The 11,659-nt window shown below is 61.1% G+C and carries 10 protein-coding genes; 9 read left to right on the forward strand and 1 reads right to left on the reverse strand.

The genetic code is table 11. The features are described 5' to 3' along the window. The first annotated feature begins 133 nt into the window (after positions 1 to 133). From BLS74_RS33150 to BLS74_RS33185, 8 genes are all read left to right on the forward strand, one after another. Entirely contained in the window at positions 134 to 826 is a 693-nt protein-coding gene (locus BLS74_RS33150; RefSeq protein ID WP_093112232.1) for an amino acid ABC transporter permease, read from the forward strand. A gap of 18 nt (positions 827 to 844) precedes the next feature. Next, positions 845 to 1,573, forward strand: coding sequence for an amino acid ABC transporter ATP-binding protein (locus tag BLS74_RS33155; RefSeq protein ID WP_093112234.1), 729 nt, complete (start codon positions 845 to 847; stop codon positions 1,571 to 1,573). A gap of 107 nt (positions 1,574 to 1,680) precedes the next feature. After that, positions 1,681 to 2,916 carry a diaminopropionate ammonia-lyase gene (locus BLS74_RS33160; RefSeq protein WP_093112236.1) on the forward strand — a complete coding sequence of 412 codons (1,236 nt, stop codon included), beginning with the start codon at positions 1,681 to 1,683 and terminating at the stop codon, positions 2,914 to 2,916. 49 nt (positions 2,917 to 2,965) lie between these two features. Further along, positions 2,966 to 3,466 carry a RidA family protein gene (locus BLS74_RS33165; RefSeq protein ID WP_093112238.1) on the forward strand — a complete coding sequence of 167 codons (501 nt, stop codon included), beginning with the start codon at positions 2,966 to 2,968 and terminating at the stop codon, positions 3,464 to 3,466. A 126-nt stretch (positions 3,467 to 3,592) separates the two neighbouring features. Further along, entirely contained in the window at positions 3,593 to 4,966 is a 1,374-nt protein-coding gene (locus tag BLS74_RS33170; protein ID WP_093112240.1) for a 2-oxoadipate dioxygenase/decarboxylase HglS, read from the forward strand. Between the two features lie 222 nt (positions 4,967 to 5,188). Beyond that, complete coding sequence (locus BLS74_RS33175) at positions 5,189 to 6,364, forward strand: MFS transporter (RefSeq protein WP_093112242.1); 1,176 nt, start codon at positions 5,189 to 5,191, stop codon at positions 6,362 to 6,364. A 404-nt stretch (positions 6,365 to 6,768) separates the two neighbouring features. Then, positions 6,769 to 7,527 (forward strand): SDR family NAD(P)-dependent oxidoreductase, encoded by a 759-nt coding sequence (locus BLS74_RS33180; RefSeq protein WP_093112244.1) that lies wholly within the window; start codon positions 6,769 to 6,771, stop codon positions 7,525 to 7,527. 192 nt (positions 7,528 to 7,719) lie between these two features. After that, entirely contained in the window at positions 7,720 to 8,358 is a 639-nt protein-coding gene (locus BLS74_RS33185; RefSeq protein ID WP_212733744.1) for an alpha/beta fold hydrolase, read from the forward strand. A 176-nt stretch (positions 8,359 to 8,534) separates the two neighbouring features. On the opposite strand, the gene BLS74_RS33190 is transcribed toward BLS74_RS33185, so the two are convergent. Beyond that, on the reverse strand, positions 8,535 to 9,380 hold the full coding sequence (locus BLS74_RS33190; RefSeq protein WP_170855811.1) for a helix-turn-helix domain-containing protein: 846 nt from the start codon (positions 9,378 to 9,380) through the stop codon (positions 8,535 to 8,537). 461 nt (positions 9,381 to 9,841) lie between these two features. Between BLS74_RS33190 and BLS74_RS33195 the strand changes: the two genes are divergently transcribed. Next, entirely contained in the window at positions 9,842 to 11,380 is a 1,539-nt protein-coding gene (locus tag BLS74_RS33195; protein WP_170855812.1) for a tannase/feruloyl esterase family alpha/beta hydrolase, read from the forward strand. Positions 11,381 to 11,659 lie beyond the last annotated feature (279 nt).

Here is an 11,659-nt window from a genome sequence, read left to right on the forward strand (position 1 = left end):
GCTGCGTTGGTTCATCTCGGTGCTGCTGTGATTTGCGGTGTCTTCACGCATGCACGGGCCGTGCCCGCCGCGACCTTTTAATCAGCATTTCCCTAGCACGGACGACTGTCTGCTATCGGGAATAGAGAAAGATATGAACGATACGTTCGATTTGGATGTGGTGGTGCGGTCCCTTGGCTACGTCTTGGTTGACGGTCTTGGCTTCACCCTTGCGTTGACGCTGACGGCTACGGTGGGTGGCATCGCGCTGGGCATCGTTCTCGCACTCATGCGGCAGTCAAGCCGCTTCTATATCAGCAAGCCGGCACAGCTGTACATCGATGTGGCGCGAGCTCTTCCGCTCATCCTCGTCATCTTCTGGATCTACTTCTTGTTGCCCTACGTTGCGCAGTGGGTGATCGGATCGGCACGGCCCGTGGCGGTGGGTGCGCGAACATCCGCCTTCGTCACGTTCACGCTTTTCGAAGCCGCATACTTTGCCGAGATCATCCGTTCCGGATTGCGAGGCATTCGGAAAGGTCAAATGGATGCCGGCTATTCGCTAGGGCTGAACTACTGGCAGGTGATGGGAAGCATCACGTTGCCGCAGGCCATGCGAAACATGCTTCCTGTGTTGGCGACGCAGATGATCATCATGTTTCAGGATTCATCCCTCGTATACGTCCTCTCGCTCACCGATCTGCTCGGTGCAGCCAGCAAGGTCGCGCAGCGGGACGGACGACTCGTTGAGATGTATTTGTTCGCCACCCTCGTGTACTTCCTTATTTCGTTCGTTGCCTCGCAGCTTGTCCAGAAGCTGCACATGAGGGTCGCAACGCCTCGTTAGCCCGCCAGCACAAACAAGATGATCAGCATCAAGAACATTTCGAAGTACTACGGACCCGTCAAGGTCCTGTCCGACTGCTCCGTGGAGGTCGCCAAGGGCGATGTGATGGTGGTATGTGGTCCTTCGGGATCCGGTAAGTCCACTCTTATCAAATGCGTCAATGGGCTAGAGCCATTCCAGCAAGGGTCCATCGAAGTGAATCAGATATCTGTTGGTGACCGCAACACCAATCTTTCCAAGCTGAGGCGTTCCGTGGGCATGGTTTTTCAAGGCTTTGAGCTATTCCCGCACATGTCTGTCGTCGACAACCTGTGTCTCGCCCAGCGTAAGGTTCTCAAACGAAGTGTGTCCGAGGCTCGGGACCGCGCAATGCAACTGCTTAAGAGAGTGGCGATGGATGCTCATGCGCAGAAGTTTCCCAATCAGTTGTCGGGTGGCCAGCAGCAGCGCGTCGCGATTGCGCGAGCGCTGGCCATGGACCCGACCGTGATGCTATTCGACGAGCCCACTTCGGCGCTCGACCCGGAGATGGTGGGCGAGGTCTTGGACGTCATGGTTTCGCTTGCCAAGGACGGCATGACGATGATGGTCGTGACTCATGAGATGGGCTTCGCCAAGCAGGTTGCCAACTGGGTGGTCTTCATGGACGCCGGCCAGGTGGTGGAGAAGTCGTCGACCGAGCAGTTCTTCCGGCAGCCGTCAAGCGCTCGCGCAAGAGACTTCGTGGCGTCCATTTCCAGGCACTGAGCGACCCGTCGGCCTTTTCCTAAAAGCGTTCGGCCACAGCTCTTCAAGCCTCGGCAGCGACTGCGGCAGAGGCCATCTTCAACTGTCCCTCACTCACTTCTACTTCTATGACAACCGAATACCGTCACCATCATTCCCCCACGTGGCTCTCGCCTGAGAAGAAGGAATTGGCGAATGCCGCTGTGGCGAACCTACAGGGCTGGGACGACGCCGTGACCGAGATCAAGCAATGGCCTGGCTACAAGCCGCAACCGCTCTGGTCCCTCGACAAGCAGGCTGCCGCGTTGGGAATCGCCAAGCTCTTCTACAAAGACGAAAGCCAGCGTTTTGGGCGTGAGCTTGGAAGCTTCAAAGCGCTTGGCGCACCCTACGCCGTGTATATGCTGCTGGCCGATGCCGTCGAAGCGAAGACGGGCAAACGGCCCACGGCGGCGCAGCTGCGAAGCCGGGAGTTTGTGTCGATCACGGAGCGCGTCACGGTGTGCGTCGCCACGGATGGAAACCAGGGGCGCGGATTGGCTCATGCAGCCAAGACCTTTGGATGCCGTTGCGTGATCTACATCCATGGCCACGTCAGTCCTGGTCGCAAGGAAGCCATGGAGTCGCTTGGTGCGATCGTTATACGCATCGATGGTGAGTACGAAGCTTCGGTAAAGCGCGCGAAAGAGGACGGGCGCATGAACGGCTGGCACTTCGTCAGCAGCACATCATGGGAAAACTTCGAAGAGCCGCTGCCGCGCCACGTGATGAACGCCTACATGGTGATGGTCGAGGAAGCATTGGAGATGATCCCCGATCTTGATAAGGTGACTCACGTCTTCATGCAAGGGGGCGTTGGCAGCATCGCCGCCGCTGTTTACCTCGGCTTTTCCCAGAAGATCAAGGGGCAAATGCCGCGCTTCGTCATGGTGGAGCCGCTGGAGGCCGACTGCCTGTATCAGAGCGCCGTCAACGACGCCCCTACGCCATCGTCTGGAAACCTGCGCACCATCATGGCCGGACTGGCGTGCCGGGAAGTTTCTCCCGCGGCGTGGCTGGTTCTTGACTGGTTGTGCAGTGACTACCTTGCCATTCCCGACAGCTGGGTGGTCCAGGCCATGAAGGCGCTCGCCGACGGTGGCGGCGACGTTCCGATCGTGAGCGGCGAATCCGCTTCCGGCGGCATGGGCGTGCTGCTGAACACGATGTTCGATCCGGAACTCAAGGCGAAGCTTGGACTTGATGCGAGCAGTCAAGTTCTTCTGTTCGGCTGCGAGGGCGCGACCGATGTCGACATCTATCGCGACATCGTGGGCACGTCGGCCGATGAAGTGTTCGAGCGACAAGCTGCTGCGACGCGATGATCACCATGTTCTCAACGCTTTCCTTGGAATCTTCTTGGAGGGTTGGACCATGAGGCTAGGCGAGCGTGACGCCAAGGCCATCGAACTGGCGGCCATGGTCGGACTGGATCTGACATCCGCGCCGATCCCCGGCGGGGCTTACTCGCCAGCGGTGCTGGACGGCAGTATGGCCTACCTGAGCGGGCAGATTCCCAAGATCGGCGGCAGGGTGGCTAGCCTAGGGCCGGTCGGATCGGAAGTGACGCCGGCTCAAGCAAAGGAGGCCGCGAAGGTTTGTGCGCTGCGGCTGCTGGGCGTCCTCATGACCACGTTCGGCTCACTGGATGCGGTTGAGAGCGTCGTCCGATTGAACGTCTTCGTCCAGTCCGCGCCCGGATTCGATCGACACAGCGAGGTCGCAGATGGGGCATCCGAGCTCTTGGCCAAGGTGCTCCAGTGCGAGAAGGGGCATGCCCGCACTGCAGTGGGCGTCCTTTCCCTCCCAAAGAACGCCAGCGTCGAGATCGACATGACCGTGGCGGTGAAGCAGGACTGGCCAGGCAAAAGCTGACGGGCCTACGTCCTAAGCGTTCTGTGGTGCGAGCCACGTAGGGCAGGACAGATATCACCCGGATGATGACTTTGACCGAGCTGGAGTTGCGCCACAGGTTCCAGCGACCGAATGCATTGACAGATCATGAATCACAGTACGCATCAAGACCCCGACGAGATCCGCAGCCGCTTTTCCCAAGCGCTTTCAGCCATGTACAAGGCCGAGGTGCCTTTGTACGGGGAGCTGCTGGGATTGGTTGCAAAGATCAACTCGGATGTTTCGCGCCGGAACGCAGTGTCAAGCCGAGGATCGGATCAGCCGATTCAATCGAGCCGCTTGGACGTAGAAAGGCACGGGGCAATTCGGCTCGGCACGTCAACCGAGCTCTCCAACATGCGGCGGCTCTTCGCGGTGATGGGCATGGAGCCGGTAGGGTACTATGACCTGTCGACCGCGGGTGTTCCCGTACATGCCACCGCGTTCAGGCCCATCCGGGAAGAGTCGCTCGAGCGCAATCCTTTTCGGGTTTTTACCTCGCTGCTGAGGCTTGAGCTGATCGACGATCTCGACCTTCGACGTCGTGCGGCGGACATCCTTGCCCGCCGGCAGATCTTCACAGAACGATGCCTTGCGCTGATCGATCGCGCGGAGTCGGCGGGAGGTTTGTCACCCGTCGAGGCGGATGAACTCGTCGATGAAGCCTTGCATACGTTTCGATGGCACGGCGAAGCTACAGTGGACATCGAAACCTACCAAGAGCTCCGCGCCGCTCATCCGCTAATTGCCGACGTCGTGTGCTTCAAGGGACCGCACGTCAACCATCTGACCCCCCGCGTGCTCGACATCGACAGCGCGCAGCGTGCCATGCACTACCGTGGCATCCGGGCGAAAGACAGCATCGAAGGACCTCCTCGCCGTCGTTGCCCCATTCTGCTGCGGCAGACCAGCTTCCTTGCACTCAACGAACCGATCCGGTTTGTCGGCCCAGGGGCGACGGACGGACGGCATACGGCGCGTTTCGGGGAAATTGAGCAGCGCGGCTGTGCGTTGACCCGCAAAGGACGCAAGCTTTACGACGTTCTTCTCTCGCATGCGCGGAGCCAGCAAAGTACCGGCAAGGCAGGACACGTCGTCGGCGAGAGCCCCTTCGACGACTTCCCCGACGACTGGGCAACGCTGCGACGCGAAGGTCTGGCCTATTTTCGGTACAGCGCGAGCACGGCAGCTACAGATCTGGGGCAAGCTCCCCTCGCGGCGTCTGTGGAGTCCTTGATCGAAGGCGGATGGCTTGATGCTCGACCGCTGACGTACGAAGACTTCCTGCCCGTCAGCGCCGCAGGCATCTTCCGGTCCAACCTTGGTGCGATGGAGGAGACCAGCTATGAAGCGGGCGGGAGTCAACGCGTATTCGAAGCCGCGCTGGGCCGGGCAGTGAACGACGAGATCGAACTCTACGAGTCGGCCCAGGCCGTATCGCTCGCTCAAGCGCTTTCGGATCTTGGCTTGCGATATCGCTAGAACAACCTTGTCGATCTCGGCCGAAGGCCTCCACGGACTTCAGCAAGCAAGGTCCTCGTCGTCAACATCGTCCAGGGCAATGGTCAGTTTGACCATCGTCGTATTTCGCAACGGTCCCACGTTAAATTCGTTCAATCTTTTGCTGCAAAAGGGATCGCCCCTCGCGCCTCACGAGGCGCTTTCTTTGGGCGATTCGGGCTGGCGGCGAACAATATTCCCCTCATGAACCGCAATCTCTGGCTGCTGGCAATCTGCCAGGGACTCTTTCTCACCAACAACGTTACCTTCATCGCCATCAACGGCCTGGTCGGCCTGAGCCTCGCGCCGCTGCCCTGGATGGCGACGCTGCCGGTGATGGGCTATGTGGTCGGCGGCGCGCTTTCCACCGGTCTGGTGGCGCGCGCGCAGCGCCGCTTCGGGCGGCGCGGCTCGTTCCAGACCGGGCTGGCTGTGGCCTTTTGCTCGGCGCTGCTGTGCGGCTATGCCGCGTACTCAAAGAACTTCTGGCTGCTCACGCTGGCCACGCTGGTGGCCGGTTACTACACTGCCAACGCCAGCCTCTACCGCTTTGCCGCGGCAGAGCTCGCCGCACCGGCCTGGCGCGAGAAGGCGGTGTCGCTGGTGATGGCCGGTGGCCTGATCGGCGCCGTGGCAGGCCCCAACCTCGCAGCGGTCACGCGCGGGCTGTTCGAGGTGCCTTTCGTCGGCGCCTACCTCGCGCTCGCCATCGTGGCGCTGCTGTCGATGGCGCTGCTGGCCTTCATCGACTTTCCGCCGGCGCTCTCCAGGCAGCAGGCCGCCGGCGGGCGGCCGCTCGGCGAGATCATGCGGCAGCCGGTGTTCATCGTCGCTGCTGCCGCAGGCTCGCTGGGCTACGGCGTGATGAACCTGCTGATGGCCGCCACGCCGATCGCGATGCAGATCTGCAGCCTGCCGTTTCCCAACATCGCGCTGGTGCTCGAGTGGCATGTGATCGGCATGTTCGCGCCCGGCTTCTTCACCGGCCACCTGATCCGCCGCTTCGGCGCGCTGCCGGTGATGGGCGTCGGCCTGCTGCTGAACTTGGCCTGCATCGCCGTGGCACTGTCAGGGGTCGAGCTGCACCAGTTCCTGATCGCGCTGTTCCTGCTCGGCGTGGGCTGGAACTTCCTGTTCACGGGTGCGACCACGCTGTCGCTGGCGGCCTACTCTCCCGAAGAGAAAGACCGCGCGCAGGGGGCCCTCAACTTCTGCATGTTCGCGACCCTGGCGCTGACCTCGTTCGCCTCGGGCGTGCTGATCACGACGCAGGGCTGGCGGCTGCTGAACTTCGGTTCGCTGCTGCCGGTGGCACTGACCGGTGCAGCGTTGCTGTGGCTGGCCGTCACGCAGCGGCGCGCCGCGCGGGCCATGACCTAGGCTTGTGCCCGCCCTCAGCGTCGCCCTCGAAACAGGGCGATACAGCGCGCTTGACGACATGCCATGCAACGTCATTCAGCTTTGGACTTCGCCGATCGAAGCAAAGTGCTGCCCTCTCTCTCTGCGTATCTGGCCCCGGCACCGCTTGGACGTACTCTAGAGAGACACTTTGCTCCAACCGCGACGCCGGCGCCAAGCCCCACCCGAGGCAACGGGACGTTTCCCGAAGTTCTGGGGGAATTGGCGACATGCTGCGCGCTGCTTGAGACTGGATGATATCGGCCGCGCGAATATTGCCATCACAAACATTGATGACGCGCATCGACCCTCTGAACTAATCTTCGATCCGAGTGACTATTGTGCTGAGGGTGGTCACCTAATGCATAGACAGGAGATATTCCTTCATGAGTCAAGCGACCCGAGTAGCCTTCGTCACTGGTGCTGGAGCAGGGATCGGCCGCGCCATTGCGCAGGCTCTCGCTCAAGCAGACCATGCCGTCGTCGCGGGCGATGTGAATTTGAGCGCTGCCGAAGAGACGGCGGCGACCATTCGGGCGACAGGCGCCGAAGCGGTTGCATCGCTTGTGGATGTCACTAACGTCGATTCGATTGACTCGGCATTCAATGAAGTGGACAAGCGTTGGGGGCGTCTCGATGTGCTCGTGAACAATGCAGGGATCGCTCGCGTTGCACATCTGCTAGACATGTCGATCGACGATTTTCGTGCCGTCTTCGACGTGAACGTGATGGGAACGTTTCTTTGTACGCAGCGAGCGGCCACGTTGATGCGCAAGAACCGGTGGGGCCGCATCGTCAACACCGCCTCCATCAGTGCATTTCGCGCGAGTGCCGGCAGGGCCGCCTACGGGCCTTCCAAGGCGGCCGTCGTCTCCCTTACCAAGCAAACGGCGATCGAGATGTCCCGCGATGGCATCACTGCGAACGCCGTTGCCCCTGGTCCCATCGAAACCGAATTCACGCTCAAGCACCATCCGGATGCGATGCGTCGTGCCTACGAGCGCAGCGTCCCGCTCGGTCGATACGGCCTGCCCGAAGAGATTGCTGCCGCGGTCTGCTTCCTGGCATCCGAAAAGGCCGGCTACATCAACGGCTGCGTGCTAGACGTCGACGGTGGCTTTCTTGCGGCCGGAGTTCCTGACTGACGTCTGACCGGTGGGCGAATGCCCACGATCACGGCGGCGGCGCGCAGAATGCTTGTGAATGGTGCTTAAAGGTGGGCAGGACCAACTCGTGCTGATGTCATTTTGGGCCAACAATGGCCCATCCGCGGTCATGACCGCCAGGAGGATGTCATGACTATCGCGACACGAAGCATAGTGTTGGTACCAGGGTTCATGACCGACGACGAACTCTGGCGCGATGTGGCGCCTATTTTTGAAGATCACGAACTGATGTTCGCTGCACTGGACAAGGGGGCGACGCTCGAGGAACTGGCCAAGAATATCCTGCTCGCTTCACCACCGGCGTTTGTCTTGATTGGCTTCTCCATGGGCGGGTATGTAGCTCGGCAGATGGCCTACTTGGCTCCGGAGCGCGTACAAGCCCTTGTGCTCGCCGGTACATCAGCCGTGGCCGGATCACCCTCCGCATCATCCGAGCGCTTCGATCCCGCGAGTTTCCAGGGCCTCAGTCACAGTGCGCTGGCGCGGGCGCTTCATCCGTCTCGCGCCGGGGATGTGGATCTACTGAGCAGGCTTAGGGCGATGAGTAATCGGGTGGGCGGTGAAACATTTGTCCGCCTTTCGGCAATTGACCGCCCCTCGGATGTCGATCGGCTAGCGACATTGAAGTGTCCAACCCTGGTGATCGCCGCCGCTCAAGACCGTCTGCGTTCGGTCGAAGAATCTAAACAAATGGCTGAGATCTTGCACGCGGAAATGGTAGTCGTGGACGACTGTGGTCACATGATTCCGATTGAACAGCCAGCGCAGTTTGCGCACATCGTGCGCGATTGGCTGTCCCGACTGCCTTAAAGGCTCGCGAGCCGGCAGGGCCGCCTCAGTGGTTGGCCGCGCAAGCAGCTGTTCAGGCCTCAGGAAGCACGCCTGCTGCGAGGCATCCGCCATCGACCGGTTGAATCCGCAGCCCAAACCGGCGGTTCGTGACTGGCGGCCAACAGCTTGTGACCGCCTCGCGCAGCGCGGAAAACTCAAAGATGGGGCGTCGAGCGCCGCCAGTGTCCAGGGGACAGGCCGGTGCGGCGCCTCATTGCCGTGGACAAGTGGCTCTGACTGGAGAAGCCGGTGGCTGCCGCTACATCGACCAGCGGCAGACTTGTCTTTTCAAGGAGTTGCCGGGCCGCGGTGATCCGTTGGTCCATCACAAATTGGTAAGGCGTCATGCCGAGGCTGTTCTTGAACAGTCGAAGGAAGTGGAAGCGGCTGGCGCCGGCCGCTTCCGCGAGCTCGTCGAGGCTCAAGTTTTCGTGCAGTCGCCGCTGCACCAACTCCAGCACCTGCTTCTTTTGTATCGCTGTAAGCACGCCACGCTCGCGCGTCGGTGTACGCCCTCCCGCAGCATGTTGGCTGAATAGGTATGCGGCCAAGCTGATGCTGAGCGACGTGGCATACAAAGCGCCGTGCGGGCTCCCCTGGCGGATCTCGTTGGCGATCAGCCGCATGAGCGATGCGAGCTGATGGTCGCTCAACGTCAAGTCCTGGCGCAGCGTGCGACGAGATGCCAGCATCTGCTCCAGATCACCTGCTCTATCGAGATCTGCAAAGTCGAGTTCGAGTATGAAGCGTTCGGCGCCGGGCTCGCACTGCCAGCGCGTCCAGCTGACCTCGAACTTTGGGGCAAACAATCCAACGGAATTCAGCCCTGGGCTGAAGTCGCATTCTTCGCCACGACTCCTGATTCGGCCGCGCGTGCGTCCCTTCAAGATCATTGCCAAAGCCGCATGTTCTCCATGTTGCTTCTCCATCTCGATGGAAATCGCTTGGGAAATGCCGACCCGGAATCCGGCCCAGGCTGCCATCTGCGGCTCGCGCAACAAGGACGGCTCATGAGGCAGCGGTGTATCTGCGGCCCATGACATCGCCCTCAAAGAGGTGGGCAAGATTGGCTGCGATAGATGCTGGCCACTCATCTTCTTATCCTAATCGCTGCGACAGCGTCCGAAGTTTTCCGAAGTCTAAGGGGATTCCCTGCGCAAGGATATGAAATCCGAGCAAACCTTTGGAATACGTGCCTGCATCCTTTGCGTACCGTCTCATACCTTGCCGTCAGCGGCAATCCAACGACAGATACGCCAGAGGAGACTTGATGAGACGGATTACCCTTGAGAGCCGGCGCGCAGCAGGATGGCTGGCGCTCCTTCTTGCCATGCAAGGATTGGTATCTTGCGGCGGCGGGGGCGGCGGGGGCGGCGGGGGCGGCGGCACAGGCTTCGCCGGCCCAGTAACGACCCAGCCACCAGCACCTACCGCGCAAGAGGCCTGTACTGGCATCCAGGGCATGAGCATCGCCGCTTCGATGATCGGTAAGCCGACCTCCGGCGCCATCGTTAAGTCCGCCACTTTCGTTGCCGCGGACGCCAAAGACAATACCAATGGTGAGTACTGTGCCGTGACCGGCATCATCGTTCCGGCCACTGCCGGCGCGCCTACCATGGAGTTTCAGGTCAACTTGCCGACCCAATGGAATGAGCGTGCACTGCATATGGGGGGTGGCGGCTATGACGGGACGCTCGTCACCGGCCTGGGTGCCTACGTTTCTCAGCCGAAGGGCACACCCAACGCCCTGGCGCAGGGCTATGTGACCTTGGGCGGCGATGGCGGACACAAGGGTGCCGTATTCGATGGCACCTTCGCGCTCAACGACGAGGCGCTCCTCAACTACGGGCAACTGTCCGTCAAGAAGGTGCACGACGTCGCCATGGCGATCATCCAGAAGCGGTATGGCGCCAAGCCCCGTCGCTTTTATTTCATTGGCGGATCGCAAGGCGGCCATGAGGGGTTGGACGCCGCAGCACGTTACGCAGCCGACTACGACGGCGTCATCGCTAACTACCCCGCCTACAACCTTTCCTTGCTCCAGCAGGCATCGCTTGACGTTGGCAGGGCGCTGTACGACAACGGTGGTGCAGGTTGGATCAACGACAACAAGCGCAAACTGCTGGTGGGCGCCGTGCATGCCGCCTGCGATTCGCTGGACGGCCTCACCGATGGAATCGTCGGCAACATTCAGGCCTGCAACGCAGCCTTCAATATCAACACCGTCAAGGCAACCTTGCGGTGCTCTGGCGGGGCGGACACCGGTGACAGCTGTCTCTCAGACGCGCAGATCAACGCCGTCGACAAGATCAGCTCGCCGTATGACCTAGGCTTCCCAATTGCGGGCCAGCAGGTGTTTGCGCGCTGGCCTCTGCTGGAGGGAGGAGACTTCTCGTTTTTTGGCGCAGGCAGCGCACTGGGATTCGCGCCGGTGCCAACCAGCGCCGCGACCCCGCCCGTGGACGCGCTGCTTTATACGATCGGCGCTGCGCACGTAAGGTATTTCGTGGCAAAGGACCCACTACTGAATCCACTGACCTACGATCCAGCGAACTTCAAGGCGCGGCTGCAGGATCTGGGCGGTATCACCGAAGTGACGCAGCAGAGCCTCGAGGCGTTTCGCGCCAAGGGCGGCAAGCTGATCCTCACGCACGGTACGACCGATGGCCTGATCAGCCCGCACAACACGGAGGACTACTACGACCTGCAGCTCAAGCAGTTCGGCCAGCCCGGTGTCGACAGCTTCATCCGTTTCTACATGATTCCGGGCTTCGATCATGGCGCGGGCCGCTACAACCTGGGCTATGACGGGCTCACCGTTCTGAGCAACTGGGTCGAGAAAGGGCAAGCTCCCGACACAGTCGCCTCGGTCGACAACAACGCTGCAGACCCTGCCACCGCGCGCTCGCGACCCATGTGCCGCTGGCCTCTGTGGCCCCGCTTCACGGGTGCGGCGGGCACGGAGAACAACGCCGCGAGCTACACGTGCACGGCGCCATGAGAGGGCGGTGAGTCTGCCTGTCGGTCGTTTTTCTTGAATGGCTGATGGTTGCCCTGAGCAACCATCAGCTGCGTTTGTCCTTTCCCTCTTAGAACTGCAAATGATCAATCGTAGAGATCAGCTGTTGCGGCTGCTGGCAGCCACGCTCGTCACCTTTGGCAAGGTTGCACTTGCTTCGGATGCCTTCAAGATCGGCCTGGTGCTGCCGATGACGGGCCAGCAGGCCACCACCGGCCGCCAGATCGAGGCCGCGGCCCGGCTCTACATGGCGCAAAACGG

This window comes from Variovorax sp. CF079, assembly GCF_900101545.1.
Taxonomy (GTDB): domain Bacteria; phylum Pseudomonadota; class Gammaproteobacteria; order Burkholderiales; family Burkholderiaceae_C; genus Variovorax.

Bases quoted from the DNA above. Each gene is read 5' to 3' on its own strand.
- BLS74_RS33165 (WP_093112238.1), top strand. From the start codon at position 2,966: ATGAGGCTAGGCGAGCGTGACGCCAAGGCCATCGAACTGGCGGCCATG.
- BLS74_RS33180 (WP_093112244.1), top strand. From the start codon at position 6,769: ATGAGTCAAGCGACCCGAGTAGCCTTCGTCACTGGTGCTGGAGCAGGG.
- BLS74_RS33160 (WP_093112236.1), top strand. From the start codon at position 1,681: ATGACAACCGAATACCGTCACCATCATTCCCCCACGTGGCTCTCGCCT.
- BLS74_RS33170 (WP_093112240.1), top strand. From the start codon at position 3,593: ATGAATCACAGTACGCATCAAGACCCCGACGAGATCCGCAGCCGCTTT.
- BLS74_RS33175 (WP_093112242.1), top strand. From the start codon at position 5,189: ATGAACCGCAATCTCTGGCTGCTGGCAATCTGCCAGGGACTCTTTCTC.
- BLS74_RS33155 (WP_093112234.1), top strand. From the start codon at position 845: ATGATCAGCATCAAGAACATTTCGAAGTACTACGGACCCGTCAAGGTC.
- BLS74_RS33150 (WP_093112232.1), top strand. From the start codon at position 134: ATGAACGATACGTTCGATTTGGATGTGGTGGTGCGGTCCCTTGGCTAC.
- BLS74_RS33195 (WP_170855812.1), top strand. From the start codon at position 9,842: ATGAGCATCGCCGCTTCGATGATCGGTAAGCCGACCTCCGGCGCCATC.
- BLS74_RS33185 (WP_212733744.1), top strand. From the start codon at position 7,720: ATGACCGACGACGAACTCTGGCGCGATGTGGCGCCTATTTTTGAAGAT.